This window comes from Streptosporangium sp. NPDC006930 (assembly GCF_040635605.1).
GTDB lineage: Bacteria > Actinomycetota > Actinomycetes > Streptosporangiales > Streptosporangiaceae > Streptosporangium.
In genome coordinates, this window is sequence record NZ_JBEYID010000008.1 from 34146 (window position 1) to 55136 (window position 20991).

General features: G+C 71.7%; 16 protein-coding genes. 8 read left to right on the forward strand and 8 right to left on the reverse strand.

The window, feature by feature from the left end:
- The first annotated feature begins 66 nt into the window (after nt 1-66).
- From cysN to ABZ664_RS16075, 4 genes are all read left to right on the forward strand, one after another.
- On the forward strand, nt 67-1329 hold the full coding sequence (gene cysN, locus ABZ664_RS16060) for a sulfate adenylyltransferase subunit CysN (protein ID WP_362509353.1): 1263 nt from the start codon (nt 67-69) through the stop codon (nt 1327-1329).
- A 324-nt stretch (nt 1330-1653) separates the two neighbouring features.
- The gene (locus ABZ664_RS16065) at nt 1654-2613 is read left to right on the forward strand and encodes a sulfotransferase (protein ID WP_362509356.1); all 960 of its coding nucleotides are present in this window, start codon (nt 1654-1656) and stop codon (nt 2611-2613) included.
- Nucleotides 2610-3551, forward strand: coding sequence for a glycosyltransferase (locus ABZ664_RS16070; protein ID WP_362509359.1), 942 nt, complete (start codon nt 2610-2612; stop codon nt 3549-3551). The genes ABZ664_RS16065 and ABZ664_RS16070 overlap by 4 nt, the downstream gene beginning before the upstream one ends.
- On the forward strand, nt 3551-4624 hold the full coding sequence (locus tag ABZ664_RS16075) for a WecB/TagA/CpsF family glycosyltransferase (protein WP_362509362.1): 1074 nt from the start codon (nt 3551-3553) through the stop codon (nt 4622-4624). Before ABZ664_RS16070 ends, ABZ664_RS16075 begins: the two co-directional genes overlap by 1 nt.
- A 49-nt stretch (nt 4625-4673) precedes the next feature.
- Here ABZ664_RS16075 and ABZ664_RS16080 read toward each other — a convergent pair whose 3' ends face one another.
- From ABZ664_RS16080 to ABZ664_RS16105, 6 genes are read right to left on the reverse strand one after another with little or no spacing between them, the layout of a single operon-like run.
- Nucleotides 4674-5585, reverse strand: a complete 912-nt coding sequence (locus ABZ664_RS16080; protein ID WP_362509365.1) for a sulfotransferase — start codon at nt 5583-5585, stop codon at nt 4674-4676.
- A gap of 52 nt (nt 5586-5637) precedes the next feature.
- Nucleotides 5638-6936, reverse strand: coding sequence for a lipopolysaccharide biosynthesis protein (locus tag ABZ664_RS16085; protein WP_362509368.1), 1299 nt, complete (start codon nt 6934-6936; stop codon nt 5638-5640).
- Nucleotides 6924-7799 carry a sulfotransferase gene (locus ABZ664_RS16090; protein WP_362509371.1) on the reverse strand — a complete coding sequence of 292 codons (876 nt, stop codon included), beginning with the start codon at nt 7797-7799 and terminating at the stop codon, nt 6924-6926. The genes ABZ664_RS16085 and ABZ664_RS16090 overlap by 13 nt, the downstream gene beginning before the upstream one ends.
- Nucleotides 7796-8917, reverse strand: a complete 1122-nt coding sequence (locus ABZ664_RS16095; protein ID WP_362509374.1) for a hypothetical protein — start codon at nt 8915-8917, stop codon at nt 7796-7798. The genes ABZ664_RS16090 and ABZ664_RS16095 overlap by 4 nt, the downstream gene beginning before the upstream one ends.
- Nucleotides 8914-10161, reverse strand: a complete 1248-nt coding sequence (locus ABZ664_RS16100) for a hypothetical protein (protein WP_362509377.1) — start codon at nt 10159-10161, stop codon at nt 8914-8916. Before ABZ664_RS16100 ends, ABZ664_RS16095 begins: the two co-directional genes overlap by 4 nt.
- A 41-nt stretch (nt 10162-10202) precedes the next feature.
- Complete coding sequence (locus ABZ664_RS16105) at nt 10203-11654, reverse strand: Wzz/FepE/Etk N-terminal domain-containing protein (protein ID WP_362509380.1); 1452 nt, start codon at nt 11652-11654, stop codon at nt 10203-10205.
- Between the two features lie 321 nt (nt 11655-11975).
- Here ABZ664_RS16105 and ABZ664_RS16110 point away from each other — a divergent pair, with 321 nt between their 5' ends.
- On the forward strand, nt 11976-13112 hold the full coding sequence (locus ABZ664_RS16110) for a hypothetical protein (RefSeq protein WP_362509383.1): 1137 nt from the start codon (nt 11976-11978) through the stop codon (nt 13110-13112).
- A gap of 22 nt (nt 13113-13134) precedes the next feature.
- Here ABZ664_RS16110 and cysC read toward each other — a convergent pair whose 3' ends face one another.
- Together cysC and ABZ664_RS16120 are read right to left on the reverse strand one after the other, a co-directional pair.
- Nucleotides 13135-14364 (reverse strand): adenylyl-sulfate kinase, encoded by a 1230-nt coding sequence (gene cysC / locus ABZ664_RS16115; protein WP_362509386.1) that lies wholly within the window; start codon nt 14362-14364, stop codon nt 13135-13137.
- Nucleotides 14365-14485: 121 nt separating this feature from the next.
- Complete coding sequence (locus ABZ664_RS16120) at nt 14486-15214, reverse strand: methyltransferase domain-containing protein (protein ID WP_362509389.1); 729 nt, start codon at nt 15212-15214, stop codon at nt 14486-14488.
- A gap of 464 nt (nt 15215-15678) precedes the next feature.
- On the opposite strand from ABZ664_RS16120, the gene mfd reads away from it, so the two are divergent.
- Genes mfd through ABZ664_RS16135 form a run of 3 tightly spaced genes read left to right on the forward strand, consistent with a single transcriptional unit; the run spans nt 15679 to nt 20849 of the window.
- Complete coding sequence (mfd, locus tag ABZ664_RS16125; RefSeq protein ID WP_362509392.1) at nt 15679-19230, forward strand: transcription-repair coupling factor; 3552 nt, start codon at nt 15679-15681, stop codon at nt 19228-19230.
- Nucleotides 19231-19257: 27 nt separating this feature from the next.
- On the forward strand, nt 19258-19902 hold the full coding sequence (locus tag ABZ664_RS16130; RefSeq protein ID WP_362509395.1) for a SurA N-terminal domain-containing protein: 645 nt from the start codon (nt 19258-19260) through the stop codon (nt 19900-19902).
- An 8-nt stretch (nt 19903-19910) separates the two neighbouring features.
- Complete coding sequence (locus ABZ664_RS16135) at nt 19911-20849, forward strand: MazG family protein (protein ID WP_362509398.1); 939 nt, start codon at nt 19911-19913, stop codon at nt 20847-20849.
- Nucleotides 20850-20991: the final 142 nt, after the last annotated feature.

The window sequence follows — 20991 nt, forward strand, 5'->3', positions numbered from 1 at the left end:
CCACCGCGAGTCCCTTCCCGCGCGGTCCGGCCGCGCACGCCGTACGACCTCTGGAGAGCAGCGCTAATGGACATTCTTCGCTTCGCCACGGCGGGAAGTGTCGACGACGGAAAGTCGACCCTCATCGGGCGGCTGCTCTTCGACTCCAAGGCGATCTTCGAGGACCAGCTGGAGGCCGTCGAGCGCACCTCCCGTGACCGCGGCACCGAGTACACCGACCTGTCGCTCCTCACCGACGGCCTGCGGGCCGAGCGGGAGCAGGGCATCACGATCGACGTCGCCTACCGCTACTTCGCCACTCCCAAGCGCAAGTTCATCATCGCCGACACCCCCGGGCACATTCAGTACACCCGGAACATGGTCACCGGAGCGTCCACCGCGGACCTCGCGATCGTCCTGATCGACGCCCGTAAGGGCGTGCTTGAGCAGTCGCGGCGGCACGCCTTCCTCACCACCCTGCTGCGGGTGCCGCACCTGGTCCTCGCCGTCAACAAGATGGACCTGGTCGACTACTCCCAGGAGCGGTTCGAGGAGATCCGTGAGGAGTTCACCGCGTTCGCCTCCAAGCTGAACGCGCCGGACCTCACGTTCATCCCGATCTCGGCGCTGCACGGCGACAACGTGGTGTCCCGTTCGGAGAACACGCCCTGGTACAACGGGTCCTCCCTGCTCCACCACCTGGAGCACGTGCACATCGCCTCCGACCGCAACCTGGTCGACGTGCGCTTCCCCGTGCAGTACGTCATCCGCCCGCAGCGGGCCACCGACCCCTCACTCCACGACTACCGCGGCTACGCGGGCCAGGTCGCCGGAGGGGTGCTGAAGCCGGGTGACGAGGTCATGCACCTGCCCTCGGGGCTGGCCACGCGCATCGCGTCGATCGACACCTTCGACGGGCCGCTCGACGAGGCGTTCCCGCCGATGTCGGTCACCCTGCGGCTGGAGGACGACATCGACATCTCGCGCGGTGACATGATCTGCCGTCCGAACAACCAGCCGCACGTCTCCCAGGAGCTGGAGGCGATGATCTGCTGGATGGCCGACACGGCCAAGCTGGCACCGCGCGCCAAGCTGACCATCAAGCACACCACCCGCACGGCCCGTGCCCTGGTCAAGGACCTGCACTACCGGCTGGACGTCAACACCCTGCACCGGGACGAGACGGCCCAGTCGCTCGGCCTCAACGAGATCGGCCGGGTCTCGCTCCGCGTCACCCGGCCGCTGTTCGTGGACGACTACGCCCGCAACCGCCTCACCGGCGGTTTCATCCTCGTGGACGAGTCCACCAACAACACCGTCGGCGCCGGGATGATCGTCGACGCCAAGTAGGACACCCCGCCGCCCGCGGCCCGCCCCGTGGACCCCTCCCGCACGTGAAGGGAGGGGCCGTGGCGCGGGGCCGCGGGCGGTTCGCCGTTCCAGGGGCCGGTCGTGGATCCGCCCGGCGTCGGATCGCGAGGTCGCGACCCCTTCCCTGTTCGATCTCCCTGTCCGGTCGCGACGTCGTGGCCACTCCCCGTTCGGTGGAGGAGATTCAGGGGACGGGCGGCGTCACACCCGTTGGGTAGATCCTTTGTCCGTTCTCCGACCCCTCTGTTACGCTCCGCGCTAGCCTCGACACGTTCCGTATCCGTCGGGTAAGGATTCGTGCCTGTGTCTGATAGTCCGTCACCTGCTCGGGTGGTATTCCTGGGCGGCCTCGGCCGTAGCGGGACCACACTGCTGGAGCGCCTGCTGGGGGAGATCCCCGGCATCGTCCCGCTCGGCGAGGTCGTCCACCTCTGGGCGAGGAGCGCGCTCGCGGACGAGGCCTGCGGGTGCGGCGAGCCCTTCGGATCGTGCCCCTTCTGGGAGAAGGTCGGCGAGCGCGCGTTCGGCGGCTGGTCAGAGGGCCTCGCCCACCGGATGATCGCGCTCAGGTCCCGCGTCGACCGCACCCGGCGCATCCCCACGCTGGCGAGGCTCCTCGCCGAGGAGCAGACGGGCACCGGCCGATGGCCGACGCCCGGCACCGCGGAGCTGGACGAGTACGTCGCGATCCACCGTGACCTGTACGACGCGGCGGGCGAGGTCGCCGACTGCCCGGTCGTGATCGACTCCAGCAAGCACGCCTCGCTCGCCTTCTGCCTCGCGGCGGCCGGTGTCGACGTCCAGGTCGTCCACATGGTCCGCGACCCCCGAGCGGTCGCCCACTCCTGGCGAAGGAGGGTCGCCCGTCCGGAGGACGGGCGCCCGATGACCCACTGGTCGCCCTCCCGCACCTCGCTGCACTGGCTGAGCGAGAACCTCGGCCTCGAACTCCTCGCCCGCAGGGGCGTCCCGGTCACCCGGGTCCGCTACGAGGACCTGCTCGACACCCCCGCCGACACGCTCAGGCGGGTGGTCGCCAGGATCGGGCTCCCCTGCCGTCTCGACTTCCTCTCGGGCAGGTGGGCGGAGCTCTCGACGGCGCACACGGCCTCGGGCAACCCGGTGCGCTTCGCGGTCGGCCGCACGGAGCTGACCAGGGACGACGGCTGGCGTGACGTCGCGTCGTCCCGGCAGTCGCGCCTGGTCACCGCGCTGACCTGGCCCCTCATGATCAAATATGGCTATTACGGGAGAATCGCGTGAACGCATCGGTGGGTGTCGTCATCCCCACCCGGGGACACCGGCCCGACCAGCTGCGCGCGGCCACGCTCGCCGTGCTCGGCCAGGACCATCCCGGCCCCGTCGAGGTCGTCGTCGTCGTGGACGGTGGCGATCCCGCCTGGGTCGCCGACCAGGTGGCCGACCTCCTCGCCAGCCGGGCGGTGACACCCGGCCGGCACGGGCCGTCCTCGCGCGGCGTGCGGGTGATGGCCAACCGGCTCACCCCCGGCCTGCCCGGCGCCCGCAACACCGGCATCGCGGCGCTCGGCACCGACCTGGTCGCCTTCTGCGACGACGACGACCAGTGGCTGCCCGGAAAGATCGAGGCCCAGGTCGCCGCGCTGGAGGCGGAGCCGAAGGCGCGTTTCTCCAGCTGTGCCATCGAGGTCGAGTACGGATCGCGCCGCATCGCCCGGCTGGCCGGGACCAGTCGCGTCACCTACCGCCACCTGGTGCGCTCGCGGATGGTGATGGTGCACTCCTCGACATTCCTGTTCCGGCGCGGCGGCCTCTGGGCGGACGAGAGCGCCCCCAGGGGACAGAACGAGGACTGGGACCTGGCGCTGCGCGCCGCGGCCCAGCACCCCATCGTGCACGTCGACCGGCCCCTGGTCCGGGTGCGCTGGGGTGGTTCCTCGTACGTGGCCCGCTGGGCCGACCGGATCGCCGGGCTGCAGTGGATGCTCGCCCGGCACCCTGATCTGGCCGTGGATCCGCGCGGCGCGGCGCGGGTCTACGGTCAGCTCGCCTTCCACCACGCGGCCCTCGGCCAGCGCAGGGAGGCGGGCCGCTGGGCCTGGCGGGCCTTCACCGCCCGCCACGGCGAGCCCCGGGCGCCCATCGCGCTCGCGGTGGCGACGGGCCTGATCCCCGCGCGGACCCTGCTCAGCGTCCTGCACCACCGGGGACACGGCATCTGATGGCGCCCATCACCCGGCATCCGCGGGTCGCCCTCCGCCACGGAGCCCTGATCGTTCCACCCGCGACGAGCCAGGCCGCCGAGCGCCGCGACTCACCGTTCGCCCCGTTCCTGACGGTGAAGACCGTCGAGCGCCCGACGGTGTCTCCCTCCCCGCTCCGCACCGACCACCGGTCCGCGACCACCGGTCACGACTCGGCGCCCGGCCTGCCCGCCGTCGCAGGGCAGGCCGGGACGCCGGTCACCGGGCGGGAGGCTTCCCCGGCCGTCTCCCGCCGGAGGCCCCGACCGGACAAGGCCACCCGCAGGCGTCTGCGCAGGCGCGTGCGCGTGGCGGGGGTCGCGATCGACCCGATGACCGAGGGCGAGGTGGTCGAGCACGTGATCGCGGCTCTGAAACGCGGAGAGGGCGGCCACCTCGTCACCCCGAACGTCGACATCAGCCGGACCGTCGCCCGTGATCCCCGGGCCCGCCGACTCGTCGAGCGCGCCGATCTCGCGGTGGCGGACGGCATGCCGCTGGTGTGGGCGGCGAGACTGCTCGGCACTCCTCTTCCCGGGCGGGTCACCGGCGCCGACCTGATCTGGTCCCTGTCGGAGGCCGCCGCCTTCTACCGCCACCCCGTGTATCTCCTGGGCGGTCCCCGGGGCACGGCCGCGCAGGCGGCCCGCGAGCTGGTGGGCCGCCATCCGGAGCTGGTGATAGCCGGGGTCGGCGCCCCGCCCTACGGGTTCGAGGACGATCCGGAGAGCTACGCCCGGGTGCGCGACGACGTGATCGCCGCCGCACCCCGGCTGGTCTTCGTCGGGCTCGGCTTCCCCCGACAGGAGCGCCTCATCGCCTCGCTCCGCCGTGACCTGCCGGGCACCTGGTTCGTCGGCTGCGGCTCGGCGATCGCCTTCACCGCGGGCACCGTGCGGCGGGCACCGGCGTGGATGCGCCGCGTCGGCCTGGAGTGGGTCTTCCGGCTGACGCGGGAGCCGGGCAGGCTCGCCCGCCGCTATCTGGTCGACGACCTGCCGTACGCGCTTCGGCTTCTCACGGTCTCCCTCGTACGCGGCCTCTTCTCCTGAAGCCGTCTTCCCTCGAAGCCGTGGGGCCGCGGTGTTTCCCGCGCGGACCTCAGTGTTCCGCCGAGACCAGTCTCCTGACCCGGAGGGCCTCCTTCGGGCTCAGCCGGGCGTCGGCCTCGGCGAGTGCGCGGCGCGAGTCCATCGGCCGGTAGGCCGTGCGGGACAGGCCGCTCCAGGCGAAGCCACCGACGCCCGTGTCCGCCGCGCCCGTGCACGCGCGGCGGACACGGGCGTCGGCGCGGGCCGTCCAGGTCAGACCTGCCCACTCGTACAGGCGGCGAAAGCCCGCCAGGGGCTCGCGGGCCAGGTCCTCGTAGCGGGCGAGCATGATCCCCGGGTGTCGTTCTGCCAGGTCGGCGGCGGTGATCCCGGCCGCCCGCCACAGGGCCACGGCCTTGGCGAGACGGTCCTGGGAGCCGACCAGCGGGCGCAACGCCTCCAGGTGGGGCTGGTCGCGCATCAGCAGCGGCTGTTCGAGCAACTCGTGAAAGTAGACCGTCCAGCCGAGCCGCTGCCAGCTACCGACGAACGCCACCGGATCGCGCAGCAGAATGATCACCCGGCAGTCGAGCCGCTCGGCGAACCACCCGGCGGAGAACAGCGCGAACGGGTCGTCCAGCAGCGCCCGGCGCCCGCCCAGCCGCCCCAGCGTGAACGCGGTGCCGTACCGGACCATCCTCGCCAGGTCGTACGGTGACCGGTTGCGGCGCAGTTCGGCGAGGAACCCGTAGCGCAGCGCGACCGTACGGGTGAAGGCGGGCAGCCAGGCCCGCTCGTTGTCCGGGCAGATGTACTGGAAGCGGTGGCCGACCACGGCGTCGAGGACACCGGGGGAGTGGCCCGGCGGGTGCTCGGGGTTGAGCGGCTCGTTGACGTAGACCAGCTTCCCGCTCGCCGCGAGCATCCTGCCGGTCCAGCTCGTCCCGGTCCTGGGCAGCCCGGTGACCAGCACGGGTGTCACGGTGTCCATCCCGCGTTCGGGGCCGTGGGGGGAGGCGGGGAAGGAAGGGGGGTCATGCCGTCCGCCGGGTGGTCAGGGCGGCCAGGCTGTGGGTACCGAAGGGCCGCAGGCCGTACAGGCGGTGGATGTGCCAGAGCGGCAGCAGGTTCTTGACCACCGTGCCCCCCGCCCAGCCGAGGGCGGCACCGAGCGAGCCCAGCGACGGGATGAGCAACAGGTCCAGCGCCACCACCGTCGCGACGGCGGCGACCAGGTCGGCCAGGCTGGAGCCGGTGTGCCCGGCGGAGGTCAGCACCACGTCGGCCATACCGCACGCCGTGGCGAGCATCATCGTCGCGGCCAGCACGAACGCCACCGGCGCGCCGCCGGTGTAGCCGTCACCGAAGACGGCGCCGAGCAGCCACGGCGCGAGCGCGGCGTACCCCAGCCAGACCGGCCAGGTGAGCAGGACCAGCCAGAGGGTGGCCGACTGGTACAGCTCCCTGGCGCGCGGAAGGTCGCCCTCGGCGAGGGCCCGAACCAGCCTCGGCTGCGTGGCCTGCGCGAGCCCCTGACCGGCCAGCTGACCCACGATCCTGAAACGGGTGGCGGCGGTGTAGACGGCGGCCTCGGACGGCCCGGCGAGCAGCGCCACGATCACGACGTCCAGCCGCTGGAACACCGCCTGGATCCCGGCAGCCAGCGACCGTGGCCAGGTGTGACGCCACAGGTCGTGCGCGGCACCCGGCAGCCGGGGCGTCCCGGGCAGCCGCCGCCGCAGCCAGATCGAGGCGAGCAGCAGGACCGGCAGGTACGGCAGCGCCCAGGCCGCGGCGAGCAAGGGCACGGAGTCGTGGCCCGCGAGCACCACCGCCCCGACCAGGAGCGACTGGGACACCGGCTGCAGCACCCCGTCCAGCAGCACGGTCGGCCGCATCGAGCCGAACCCGCGGGTCGCGCTCACCACGACGCCCGAGCACGTCACCGCGGGCAGGGCGACCGCGAGCACCCGCAGCGCCGGGTCGGAGACGGTGAGGACGACCGCCGCGCCGGTCGCCAGCGAGAGCGCCGCGACCGGGACGAGTGCCGCGCGGACGTAGCCGGAGGTGTGGCGGTGGTCGAAGGACCGGGACCTGGCGATGAAGTAGACCAGCCCGTTCCCCGCGTCCAGCCGCAGGACCGTGGCGACCGTGAGGCACAGGGCGGTCGCCGAGAAGAAGAGACCGGCCGCCTCCTGCTCCACCCCCCTGGTGACCAGCACGACCGTGAGGAACTGCGCGACGGCCCCCGCCCCCGCTCCCGCGAGCCCCGCCACCCCGCCCCGCGCGGCCCCGGTCAGGCCCGCCAGGCGGGTGGGGATCAGCGGCGCCACGAGGGCTCCGCGCCCAGCCACGAGGTCAGCAGGGTGTCCTGCTCCTCGAAGTGGGCCCTCAATTCGCGACGGAGCTTGCGGGGCATGGGACCTGGCCTGGCCCGGCCGTTGTGCCGTTCGAACACCGGGTCACCGAGGTGCGGCAGCCCGAGGAACGCCAGCACGCGGTCGTAGGCGAGATCGGGTTCGGCGAAGAACCGGCCGCTGTCGATGACGAGCAGCCGGTCGCGGCCGACCAGTGGCTCCAGCCGGGCGAGTTGCTCGGCGTATCGGCCCCTCGCGAGATAGGCGTGGTGACGGTGGGCGAGGTTCGTCGAGTACGGCGAGGCGCGCAGCCGCTCCTCCGCCCCGGCGAGCCGCTCCTCCTCCAGCCTCACGGCCCTGGCGAAGGAGCGCTCCGTCTCGAAGCCCCTCGCCAGCTCGTGGGCGTGCGCGGAGAAGGCCCGCTCGACGGGGTCGCGGACCAGCACGATCAGCTTGGCACCCGGCAGGTCGCGGGCGATCCTGGGACCGGCCAGCGGGTGGAACAGGTAGTAGGGCGACGACTCGAAGGCCTGGGCGGGGAAGCCGTACCTGCGGGCCGGCCGGGAGGCCGACACCCGCAGCGGGAAGTGCGCCCGATACCAGGACAGGTCCCGGTCGTAGGCCATGTCGAAGTAGTGAACGCCCTTGCGCAGGACGGGCTTCAGGATGAGCGGGTGCTGGGACAGGACGCGGTATAGCGAGGTGGTGCCGCAGCGCTGTGCCCCGACGATGAGGAAGGAGGGCAGCATCCGGCTGCGGGAGGTGAGGCGCCCTATCGCCCACGAGGCCGTGTGGACCGAACGCTTCAGCGCGGGTCTCACAACCTTTACAGCCTTCACAGCAGGGTCTCCTGGGAGTCGGCGAGGGGGGTGAGCCAGAGCTCCGGTGGTCCGAGGGGCGCGTGGCCGTCGGCGGCGTGGCGGTCGGCGAGGGCGATCAGGTAGCGGAGCGCGGTGAGCCGGGACTCGGCGGCCGAGAGCCCGAACGGGGCCAGGATTCGCAGGGACCGAGCCACGCAGGCCCTCGCCGCGGTGGCCGGATCGGCGCGGCGCAGGGCCCGCTGGAAGAAGTGGTGGACGGCGTCGAAGCCCAGCGGGACCCCGGTGCCGAACCGTTCCCAGTCCCAGACCAGCAACCGTCCGTCGGGGCCGCGCGAGATGTTCCACGGCGTCAGGTCACCGTGCCAGCAGAACGGCCGCTCTTCGAGCCCTCCGCTTTCAGGAGCCGGGTTTCCTCCGGCAGGGGCGCCGAGGAGGGCTTGGCCGGCACGGGCGGGTTTTCCGGGAAGCGGGCCTCCCGAAGCCGGGGCTCCTGCGACGGGGTTGCCGAGGGAGGGCCGGGCCGCGCCGGCGGTTTTCCCGGGAAGCGGACCTCCCGAAGCCGGGCCTGAAGCGGCGGGGGCGCGATCTGGGACGTCGCCCCCGGGGATGCGGGCGATCTCGTCGATCGCGTCGATGAGGATGTCACCCGGTATCCGCCCTCGTCGTACGGGAAGCGGGGTGAGCGCCAGCACGGACAGGCCGCGCCAGGATCCGTGGTGCAGCACGGCGGGCGGGACGACGGTCTTGAGCGGCACGCCGGCGAGCAGGCCGAGAGTCCGCGCCTCGTGGGAGACGAGCTCCCGGGTCAGGTCGGTGTCGCCGATCTTCACGAAGGCGATCGGCCCGTCGGCGGCGCGCGCCTCCAGGATCGGCTTGCGGTTGGCCCGGCGGGCCGGGCGCACCCGCAGCGTGACACGGACGGCGGTGCCGAACACCTCGCTCAGGTGGCTCTCGATGCCGTCCCGGCCCGAGGCCACCGTGACCCTCCCGCCGGGGTGCCACCAGGCGCGGGGGACCAACCTGCGGGGGAGCAGCCGGTGGGGGAGCAGGGTGTAGGGGCTCGGGTCGCCGGGGCCGGGGAACAGCAGGTCGAGGGTCTGGTCCAGGTAGCGCAGACGGGCGCGGGCGTCGTTCATGAGGCCGTGCTCGCCATCGAGTTTCTCCAGAGCAGTGCGAACGAGACGAGGTACAGGCTGAGCGGTGTGACCAGCCCGTCGTAGACGAACATGTAGAGGAGGGTGAGGATCATCACGAGGACCCCCGCCATGCCGATCGGGCTCCGGTCACGCCAGTGGCGGCGGACGGCCCCGGCGAAGAACGCCACGTAGAGCGCGGCCCCGGTGAAACCCTGCGTGATCATCAGGTGCCAGAGCTGGCCGTCCCCGCCCAGGGGCGGATGGCCGCAGGTGGGGCACCAGCCGCTCTTGCCGGTGGTGATCGTCCGGTGGTTGCCCGTGGCGTTGCGGGTGTTGCCGTACCCGATGAGCGGCGCGGTGCTCGCGGCGGCGAGGGTCGCCGAGACGGTGAAGGCGCGGATGCCGTTGCTGTGCGGGTTGTCGAGCCGCTGAGCCACCATCGCGTGCAGGGGGCTGAGGGCGAACACCAGGGCCCCCGCGGTCAGGGCCGTGCAGGTCGCGATGCGGGCCCGCGTACCCAGCCGCAGCAGGACGTACGCGGCGGCGACGCCGAGCCCGATCCACAGCCCCCGGTTGAGCGAGTAGACGACGGGGATCGCGGCGAGCGCGACGAGAGGGACGACGGCGAGGCGCCTGCGCGGCCCGCCGTACACCCACCAGCCGACCACGAACCAGACGAGCAGCACCGAGAGGTTGCCCCCCCAGGCGTTGGCCCACTCGAACGGCGCCTCGGGGCGCGGCGAGGCGTGGCCGAGGACCCTCTGCATCTGGGCGGCGGTGGGGTGGATCAGGTTGTGGACGAAGGGGTTGCCGCTGATCCAGTCGGGGAGGACCATCTCGACCGGTGAGGTGAACTCCACGCGCGGGGCGAACACGCCCAGCAGGCCGCCCGCGACGGTCGTGAGGAACAACGCGCCGAGCATCCGCACGAGGGTGAGCTGCGGCAGCTCCTCCTCCGTCAGGTTGCCCAGATAGAGCACCATGACCAGCAGCGAGACGTACAGGAACAGGCGCATCAGATAGCCGATGAGCCGCCCGGCGCCGAACTCGCCGTAGGTGCCCGGAGGCATCTCGGCGAGCATGAGCGCGCTGATCAGGTAACCCGCGAGGAGCAGCAGCCAGAGCCCGAAACCGCGCGGCGCCCTGATCGGCCGTCTCCGCCACAGGATCAGCGCCATCGCCGGGGCCACCACGATCACCGACAGGCCTCCGAAACCGAGCGCCCACCAGATGGGATATCCCACCAAAAGGGAGGCGATCGGCCAGACGGCCGGACGCGGACCCCTCACAGCCTGCGCCCCCTCCGGCCGCCGGCCGCCTGCCCGGCGTTTGGAACGTTCCCGTCGGCCTCGGGAGCGAGCACCGCCTCAGGTCTTCCGACCGCCCCGCCGTACGTTCTGGGCGGTGTCTCCGCTCCCGCGTTCGCCGCGCGTGCTCTGTCTCCGTTCGCCCAGGGGACGAGCGGTGCCTCCGGCACGCGGGGTGATCCTCCGTACGCTCCCTGCCCGGCGGGTGCCTTCGGGCTCTCACCGATCGGTTCGGGGATCGCGGGACCTCCCGCCAGGCCGGCCAGAGGCCGGTCGGCTCTTCTCTGGGCGCCCTCGCGGCTCCGCTTTCCTCCGGCCCGCGGTGTGGACGCGACCTGCGGGACGTACGCCCTCTGCGATGTCGGTCCCTGCGACACGTAGGGCCCCTGTGGATCGCGCGCCGCGTGAGAGCCCCGCCCGGCGGGGAGCGAGGGGAGATCGTCGCCGATGACGAACGTGCCGACCACGGGGATCCCGCGATCGTTCAGCGCCCGTACGGCGTGCTTGACCTCGCGTGAGGAGGTGCCGGATGTCGCGACCACGAGCACCGCGCCCGCCGGACCGTGCGCCTGGACGCCGTCGAGGGTGTCGAGACCGGTGAGGCGGCCGACGTCGGCGGGGGTCCGCCGGGCGGTGTCGAGGCGGTCGCGGAGCCAGGCGGCCCCGACCCCGCAGATCAGCCCCGCCATGAGGCCGCTGCCCAGGTAGAGGGGAGGGCGGGGGGTGGTGGGTTCGGCCGGTGCCGTCGCCTGGCTGATCACGGAACCGGGGGTGACGGCGACGGTCTTGAGCGCGTCGTATTTGGAGGTGAGGCTGTGAACCTGCCGGGCGAGGACGTTCTGCCGCTGGAGGGCGAGGGTCCGCTCGGTGGTTCCCCTGCCGAGGCCGGGAAGCTCGGTGGCGACCCTGGTGAGACCCGCGTTGGTCTGCCTCAGCTTGACCAGCACGGCCTTGGTCTGGGCCGCGAGCGTCTGAGCGGAGGACTCGCGGCGCTGGGCGAGGTAGGCGAGGGCGTAGGCGCTCGCTCCCGAGGCCGCGGTCGCCGGGTCGGCGGCGCTGCAGGAGATCTCCAGGACCGAGGTGTTGGGCGGCACCGAGACCTCGGCGGGGCAGGAGAGGCCGTCGAACAGCCGCCTCGCCTTCGCCTCGACCACCGCGGACCTGGCCACCTGGGCCTCGGTGTCGAGGTTGAGCGGTTCGCGCTGGCGGCTGGTGACCTGGTTGGTCTGTTCCTGCGCTCCGGTCGCGGTCACCAGGACCTGCCCGGAGGCGGTGTAGGAGGGCGGGGTGAGCCACATCAGGGCGATGCCGCCACCGGCTCCGGTGAGGAACAGGGAGAGAACGATCAGCCACCGGCGGCGGAGAAGCGACGCGTAGTCCGCCAGATCCTCGCCTCCGCGGCGGACGGGGGCGTCCGGTGACGGGCTCATGTGTCGCTGGTGCCTCTCCGGCGAACAGACGCTGGGAACCCTTGGAACTATAGGTCGGCTTTCCGTTTCCCCGAACCGATACGCAAGATTTTCTTTGCGTTGGCCGCGCCAATCACAGGGAGATAACAGCGGTTTATCCGATATTTCCTATTGTCCGCGAGGGAGCTGTGGCACGGACCGGCAAAGTCAGGGACGAGGCACGTCCGGGCGATGGGAAGGTGTTCCCCCGTGACGGTCGAGGACGGCCCACGAATGCGTACGCGCGACGGCTGTGAGGAAACGGTGCATCAGACAAATGCTCCTATAGACGTAATTCCGCGAGTGGTAAGAATCGCCGGTTCCGGCCTCGTGCTGGCGCTGGGGCTGGGCACCCTCGCACTGGGAATCGCCGGGCTGAGCGGAGGCGGCAGGACCTCGAACGCCGCGGACGCCCCGGGTACCGCCGACACGGGGGAGGCCCGTGACGCGGCGGGCGCCGTCGGCGGCCCGGGAGCCCGTGCGGGGCAGCGCTCCCGGGGCTCCCGGGCCGCCTGCGAGGTCAGCGCCAAGCTCGTGCCCTCCTGCGGCGCCTGGTGGGGGATCGCACCCGAGATCTTCACGGGACGGCCGCAGAAGCGGGCCATGGAGAGGGCCGAGAGGCGCATGGGCCGGCCGGCCGACATCATGCACGCCTACCACCGGGGCGACGAGCTCTTCCCGACCCCCGCGGAACGCGCCATCGCCCGCGACCCGGCCGGCCGCAGGCTCCTGCTGATCAACTGGAAGCCGTCCCTCGACCACACCTGGGGGCAGATCGCCCGTGGGGCGCTGGACGAGCGGATCGACCGGCTGGCCGCCCACATCGTGAGGACCTTCCCCGAGCGGTTCTTCCTCACCGTCCACCACGAGCCGGAGAACGACGTGCGGGAGGCCCACGGCAGAGGAATGACGGCGGCCGACTACGCCGCGATGTTCCGCCACGTGGTGAAGCGCCTGCGGCAGGGGGGCGTGACCAACGCGGTCACGGTGATGACCTACATGGGAGCACCCAACTGGGCGTCGAAACCCTGGTTCGAGAAGCTCTATCCCGGTGACGACGTGGTCGACTGGGTGGCGATGGATCCCTACGTCGACCACAGGGTCCACAGTTTCGACGGGCTGGTGAACAAGACCCGCCCCGAGTTCCCCCGGTGGTCCGGGTTCTACCGCTGGATGGGGGAACGCTTCCCCGACAAGCCCGTCATGCTCGCCGAGTGGGGCGTCTTCGAGCGTCATGACCGGCCGGGGTTCAAGGAGTCGTTCTTCGACTCGGTACGCGGGGAGATCGGCGAATACCCGCGGATCAAGGCTCTGATCTACTTCGACTCGCCGCGCGCCCCCCGGGGCGACACCCGCTTCGACACCACGCCCGGCGGCCGGAGGGCCTTCGGCGAGCTCGCCCGCGACCCGCGCCTCGACGCCGTCGTCCCCGCCCGCTGATGACCTGGGAGCCAGGTCGGGATCAGCGGATCCAGCCGCCCTGGATCAACGGGTCGAGCACCTGGTGCACCGCCCGGTCCACGCTGATACCGGTGGTGTCGATCTCCAGGTCGGCGTCGTCCGGCTCCTCGTACGGGTCGGAGACGCCGGTGAACTCGGGGATGATCCCCGCGCGGGCCTTGGCGTAAAGGCCCTTGCGGTCGCGGCGCTCGCACTCCTCCAGGGGGGTGGAGACGTGGACGAGCAGGAAGTCGGCGCCGACGGCCTCGACCATCTCCCGTACCTCCTCGCGGGTGGCGGCATACGGCGCGATGGGCGCGCAGATCGCCAGACCGCCGTGCCTGGCGGCCTCGGCGGCGACGAAACCGATGCGGCGGATGTTGAGGTCGCGATCCTCCTTGGAGAAGGTGAGCCCCGCGGAGAGCAGGTGACGGACCACATCGCCGTCGAGGTAGGTCACCGTGCGGCTGCCGCGCTCCAGCAGCGCGTCACGCAGCCCTCGGGCGACGGTCGACTTGCCGGAACCGGACAGGCCGGTGAAGAAGACCACCAGCCCCCGGCGATGCGGGGGGCCGGGAAGCGTCACAGGCTCGGGACCCGCCAGGTGCTCGGTCGCGCCGTAGGCCTCGGCCACGCGTTCGCGCAGCTCCAGGTCGATGGCGGGCTCCCTGGGCGCGAGCGGGACCACCGCGACGAGCGTGCCCTCGGGCAGCCCATCGCGGGCCTTGAGCGCGGCGCGGACCACCGCCGGCCCGCCCTCGCCGTACGCGAGCGGGAGCAGCAGGATCGACGCCTCCAGCTCCCGCGCGGTCGCCGTGATCTCGCCGAGGTCGCCGAGCGGCCCGCGCATGGTGACGGCGAGGACCGACTCCTGCCCGTTCAGCTGCTCGCGCACCCGCGCCGGGGTGAGGCGGAGCCGGGCGAACGGCCCGTGCTCGGGGGCGTCCAGCGCCTCGACAGGCCCGGCGACGAAGCCGTCCTCACGCTCGGTGACGGTGAGCACGGCGAGCGCCGCGCCCTCGGGGTCGCGCAGGGTGATCCGGTCGCCGGGGGCGGCCGGGTGGTCGTCGGGAAGGGTGAGGGTGACCGGCGCGGGCCACCGGGTGCCGTCGGCGAGCGTGCCGTGCTCGTCCACGGCGTGCGCGTCGGCCGAGCTCAGGAAGCCCTCCAGCGGCCTGAAGGCGCCGGAGAGCAGCAGCTCAAGGTCGGCCAGCTCACGGGCGTCTGGGGTCCACTCGAAAGGCGCCGTCATCTGCTCCACCATCGCGGTCGTCGGAACTTTCCTGCTCCGCCCGCTCATGATGGACGGCCCCGTCCGGCGAATCCAGGAGCCGGCCGCCCGGTGAATCCCAGGTGCCTCGGTCCGGTGGATCTCAGATCAACCGGGCGAAGTGACTCTGGGGCTTGCGGATCACCAAAGTTATCTCGTCGTGAGACGCGGGCCGGCTCCCCCTGGAGAGGGCCTCCACCACCGAGCAGGTGGCGCGGGCAAGCTTACCGAGAGGTCCGCGGAGCGCGGGACCACTGGCGGTGGAGATGTCCTCGGTCACCATCAGCCCACGCACGAGACAGAAGGAGTGCATCCCCTCGCGCGAGGCGATCTGCTCGTAGACGGCGGGCAGCGGGCCCACGGTCCCGGCGGGGACGAACCTGCGCCACAGCCAGCGCCGCAGTCCCGCCGGCGTGAGCCGGTCGCACGCCCCGTACGCCGAAGCCCGGTCGCGCATCCTCACCAGCAGCAGCCCCCCGGGCCGCAACCCGGTGAGCAGCCGGTCGAGCACCAGCTCGGCGTGCTCGATCCGCTCCAACAGGAACGGTACGTAGACGACGTCGAACGCCCGCGGGGGCACCGGCACGGAGCGCAGGTCGCCCAGCGCCCAGGAGTCCAGGTCCTTGCGCGCGGACGTGCTCGTGCGCAACACGGGCAGGTCCTCGTCGATTCCGATGACCCTGGACTCCGTCTGCGCGAGATCGAGCGGCTCAGGCCATCCGCACCCGGCGATCAGGATGTCGAGCCGCCGGCCCAGCTGGCTGCTCCACTGCTCCCTGACCCGCTGACTCAACAGGTCGTCCTGATCGACGACCGACCTCACCTCTGCCATGTAACCGAGAGTAGTCAAGTCAGCACGATTGGGCTACACGGCGACGCTGCGCGTCGCGGTTCGGCTGTTACATGGCGACGCTAACGCGTCGCGGTGAGGCCGCTCTTACCCGGCTCCTTCCCTCGTCGAGGAAGATCGCTCGTTCCTCGCGACCTCCCTCTCCTCGGTCCAGTCGCCGGCGCGGCCTCACGGGTAGTCCCTAACGTTGAAGACGTTGGCGCGTCGAGGTGAGGTCGCTCCTCGGTCCAGTCGCCGGCGCGGCCTCACGGGTGGTCCCTAACGTTGAAGACGTTGGCGCGTCGAGGTGAGGTCGCTCCTCAGGCCGGTCGCCGGGGCTGTGGGCGGGCCCGCGTATCCGAAGGCCGGAGCACCGGTCCACGATTCGGTACCCTTGGGCGGGTACCCCCCGTGTTCTCTCGGCCCGGGGTTGTCGTGTTGCCGTCGTGGGGCTGTGGGCGAATCTGATGAGTCTTTCCGGACTTCTGGACCTTGTCGCCGGGGAGCCTGAGCTGGCTTCCCTTCTTCAGGACGTGCGCGGGGGCGACTCGTCCGACGTATCGCTGGTCGCGCCGCCGGCGTTGCGCCCCTTCGCGGTGGCGGCGCTGGCCAGGGAGGGCGCCAAGGGGGAGGCGAGGACCGTCCTGGCGGTGACCGCCACCGGGCGCGAGGCCGAGGATCTCGCCTCGGCCCTCACCAGCCTCCTGGACGAGAGCACCGTCGCGGTCTTCCCCGCCTGGGAGACGCTTCCGCACGAGCGCCTGTCGCCGCGCAGCGACACCGTGGGGCAGCGCCTGGCGGTGCTGCGCAGGCTCGCCCATCCGGTCGAGGGCGACCACTCGGCGGGGCCGCTGCACGTGGTCGTCGCGCCGATCAGGGCGCTGCTCCAGCCGATCGTCCGAGGGCTGGGCGACCTGCGGCCGGTACGGCTGCGCGCAGGGGACGACGCCGACCTCGACAGCGTCGTCCACAGTCTCGTGGAGAACGGCTACCACCGGGTCGACATGGTGGAGAAGCGCGGCGAGGTCGCGGTGAGGGGTGGCCTGCTCGACGTCTTCCCGCCCACGGAGGAGCACCCGCTCCGGCTGGAGTTCTGGGGCGACACCGTCGAGGAGATCCGCTGGTTCAAGGTCGCCGACCAGCGCTCGCTGGAGGTGGCCGAGGACGGGCTGTTCGCCGCCCCCTGCCGCGAGTTGCTGCTGACCGACGACGTCAGGGAGAGGGCGAGGGAGCTCGCCGAGGCGCATCCCTCGCTGGTGGAGACCCTGGAGCAGCTGGCCGAGGGTGTGCCGGTGGAGGGCATGGAGGCGTTCGCGCCCGTGCTCGCCGGGGAGATGGACCTGCTCGTCGACCACCTGCCGAGCCAGTCGGCGATCTTCGTGTGCGACCCGGAGCGGATCCGGGGGCGCGCCGACGAGCTGGTGCGGACGAGTCAGGAGTTCCTGGAGGCGTCCTGGATCAACGCTGCCTCCGGCGGCGAGGCGCCGATCGACCTGGGCGCGGCGGCCTTTCGCGACCTGGAGGAGGTCCGCGACCACGCGCGGCGGCTCGGCCGGCCCTGGTGGTCGCTCGCGCCGTTCGGCGCCGACGCCGACGGTGACGCCGCCGAGGGACCCGGCGGGGGTACGGCGCTGCGGGCGAACGAGGTCGAGTCCTACCGTGGCGACACTCAGCGGGCGCTGTCCGACATCAAGGGCTGGCTCGACTCCGACCGGGTCGTCGTCCTGCTGAGCGAGGGCCACGGCCCCGCCGAGCGCATGGTCGAGCTGCTCAAGGGTGTCGACCTGCCCGCGCGCCTGGAGCCGGGCCTCGACGCCGTGCCGGACAGGAAGGTGGTCCACGTCACCACGGGCCTGGTCGAGCACGGGTTTGTGACCCCGACGCTCGCTGTGCTGACCCACCTGGACCTGGTGGGCCAGAAGGCGTCGACCAAGGACATGCGGCGGCTGCCCTCCCGGCGCCGCAACATGGTCGACCCGCTCCAGCTCAAGGTCGGCGACCACGTCGTGCACGAGCAGCACGGCGTGGGGCGCTACATCGAGATGGTGCAGCGGACCGTGCAGGGCGCCACCCGCGAATACCTGGTGATCGAGTACGCCAAGGGTGACCGGCTCTACGTGCCGACCGACCAGCTCGACGAGGTCACCCGCTACGTCGGCGGCGAGTCGCCCACGCTCAACCGGATGGGCGGCGCCGACTGGGCCAAGGCGAAGACCAAGGCGAAGAAGGCGGTCAAGGAGATCGCCGGAGAGCTGATCCGCCTGTACTCCGCCCGGATGGCCTCGCCGGGACACGCCTTCGCGCCCGACAGCCCCTGGCAGCGGGAGATGGAGGACGCCTTCCCCTACGCCGAGACGGGCGACCAGCTGGAGGCGATCGACGAGGTCAAGCGCGACATGGAGCGCCCGATCCCGATGGACCGGCTGATCTGCGGCGACGTCGGCTACGGCAAGACGGAGATCGCGGTGCGGGCGGCGTTCAAGGCCGTGCAGGACGGCAAGCAGGTGGCGGTCCTGGTGCCGACCACGCTGCTGGTGCAGCAGCACATGTCGACCTTCGCCGAGCGGTTCTCCGGGTTCCCGCTGAACGTCAGGCCGCTGTCGCGGTTCCAGAGCGACGGCGAGGTCTCCGTGACCATGGAGGGGCTGCGGGAGGGCTCGGTCGACGTCGTGATCGGCACGCATCGGTTGTTCTCGCCCGAGGTCAGGTTCAAGCAGCTCGGCCTGATCATCATCGACGAGGAGCAGCGGTTCGGCGTCGAGCACAAGGAGGCGATGAAGCACCTGCGCACCCAGGTCGACGTGCTGGCCATGTCGGCCACCCCGATCCCCCGCACGCTGGAGATGGGCCTCACCGGCATCAGGGAGATGTCCACGATCCTCACCCCGCCCGAGGAACGGCACCCGATCCTCACCTTCGTCGGCCCGTACGACGAGAAGCAGATCGGCGCCGCGATCCGGCGCGAGCTGATGCGCGACGGCCAGGTCTTCTTCGTCCACAACCGCGTGGCCAGCATCAACAAGGTCGCGGCCATGCTGCGCGAACTCGTACCCGAGGCGAGGGTCGCCGTCGCGCACGGCCAGATGCAGGAGCACCAGCTGGAGAAGATCATGGTGGGCTTCTGGGAGCGTGACTTCGACGTGCTCGTCTGCACCACGATCGTCGAGTCGGGCCTGGACGTGCCCAACGCCAACACCCTCATCGTCGACCGGGCCGACAACTACGGCCTGTCCCAGCTCCACCAGCTGCGCGGCCGGGTCGGCCGGGGCCGCGAGCGCGGCTACGCCTACTTCCTCTACCCGCCGGAGAAGCCGCTCACCGAGACCGCCCACGAACGCCTCGCCACGATCTCCCAGCACACCGAGATGGGCGCGGGCATGTACGTGGCGATGAAGGACCTGGAGATCCGTGGCGCGGGCAACATCCTGGGCGCCGAACAGTCGGGCTTCATCGCGGGCGTCGGCTTCGACCTGTACGTGCGCATGATGGCCGAGGCGGTGCAGGAGCAGAAGGCGAAGCTGGCGGGCACCTACCAGGAGGAGGAGCGGCCCGACGTCAAGGTCGAGCTGCCGATCAACGCCCACATCCCGCACGACTACGTCACCTCGGAGCGGCTGCGGCTGGAGGCGTACAAGCGGATCGCCGCGATCGGCTCGGACTCCGACATCGGCGCGGTGCGCGACGAGCTCGTCGACCGGTACGGACGGCCGCCCCAGCAGGTGGAGAACCTGCTGGAGGTCGCCCGCTTCCGCGTCCGTGCCCGCCGCGCCGGGCTCACCGACGTCACCCTGCAGGGGCAGAACATCAGGTTCGCGCCGGTGGACCTGAAGGACTCCCAGCAGGTCAGGCTGCAAAGGCTCTACCCGAAGGCGCTGCTGAAGCAGGCGGCCGGTACGTTGCTGGTGCCGGTGCCCAAGACCAGGCCCCTCGGCGGCCAGCCGCTGCGCGACCTGGATCTGCTCAAGTGGTGCGGTGATCTTGTCGAGGCGATGTTCCTCGAAACCGTGCGGGTAGAGTAAGCGGCGTTTGTTGTGAAAGGAAAGCATGTGAAGTCGACTCGAATCCGCGTCATCCTTGCGGTCGCCGCCGTCGGTGTCGCGCTGACCGCCTGCTCTCCGAACCAGGCCGGTGCCGCGGCCATCGTGGGCGGGGAACGCATCAGCTCGGGCGAGCTGGACAGGAACGTGCGGGAGTACGAGGCGGCGCTGGCCAAGGCCGGCCTCTCCTCCTCGCAGCTGCAGTTCCAGGACAGCGTCCCGCAGCTCGTGCTCTTCCAGCTGGCCAACGCCAAGCAGTACGCGCAGGTCGCGACGAGCAAGGGCATCACGGTCACCGAGGGCGAGGTCGACCAGGTGATCGCGGGCCAGGGCGGTCAGGAGAAGTTCGAGCAGCAGATGCTCCAGCAGGCCGTGGCGCCCTCGCAGGCACGTGAGTTCCTGAAGTCGCAGGTGATGGTCAGCAAGCTCGTCGCCAAGTACGGCGGCGGTACGGACGAGGCCGCCATCCAGCGAGGCCAGCAGCAGGCGATCAAGGACCTCCAGGCGACGCCGATCACCTGGAACCCCAGGTACGGCAAGCTGAACGAGGAGCGGAGCGAGCAGCAGCCGGGCGTCTTCGCCGACGCCGGCCGTTTCGGCACCGTCGGCGCTCCCGGCCCCGCCGACGCGCCGCTCGCGCCGCCGCAGCAGTAGCCTCCGGCATGTCGCTGATCGTCGTCACCACCTCGCCCCGGGTCGCTCCCGGACTGCTCAGCCGCCGCGCGTGGCAGGTCCTTGAGGAGGGCCCGGTGCGCACCGGGTCCGCCGACCACCCGCACCTGCCGTACCTGGCGGAGGCGGGGGTCGAGGTCGAGGTGGTCGCCTGCGACCCGGCCGCGCTGGTCCGCGAGGCCGTTTCGGGGACCGTCGTGTGGCTGGAGGCCGACGAGGCGCTGATGCGCTCCATCGGCTACGCCGCGGTGGCGCTCGACGACCCGCCGGTGATCGAGGTCGTGCCGGGCTCGTACGACCTGCCGGGCGCGCGACTGCTCGACCTGGTCTCGGTGATGGACCGGCTCCGGGTCGAATGCCCGTGGGACGCCCGCCAGACCCACGAGTCCCTCGCCCCGTACCTCATCGAGGAGGCCTACGAGGTCCTGGAGACGATCGAGGAGGGCGACCGCGCGGCGCTGCGCGAGGAGCTGGGCGACCTGCTCCTGCAGGTCGCCTTCCACGCGCGGGTCGCCGCGGAGGGGCCGGAAGGGTTCGACATCGACGACGTGGCCGAGGGCATCGTCGCCAAACTCGTCCGCCGCCACCCGCACGTCTTCGCCGACACCCGGGTCGAGGGCGCGGGGGAGGTCAGCGCCAACTGGGAGACCATCAAGGCCGCCGAGCGCGCGGCCAAGAACGGTGGCGACCCCGGTTCGGTCGTCGACGGCGTCCCGATGGGTCAGCCGGCGCTCTCCCTCGTCGCGCAGCTCCTGCGCCGCACCGAGGGCGTCGGAGCCTCGGTGGCCCTTCCCGAGGGGGTCCCCGCCGACGGTGTGGGCGCGAGGCTCTTCGAGCTCGTACGGCAGGCTCAGGCGGCGGGACTCGACCCGGAGGCCGAACTGCGGGCCGTCGCGCGTGCCTATAAGCGACGCTTCGCGTCGCGGTGAGGCCGCTCTTGTCCGGCTCCTTCCCTCGTCGAGGAAGGTCGCTCGTTCCTCACGACCTCCCTCTCCTCAGTCCAGTCGCCGGCGCGGCCTCACGGGGTAGTCCCGCGAGGAAAGGCGGGTTGGGCGTGTCCTCAGGGGTCCT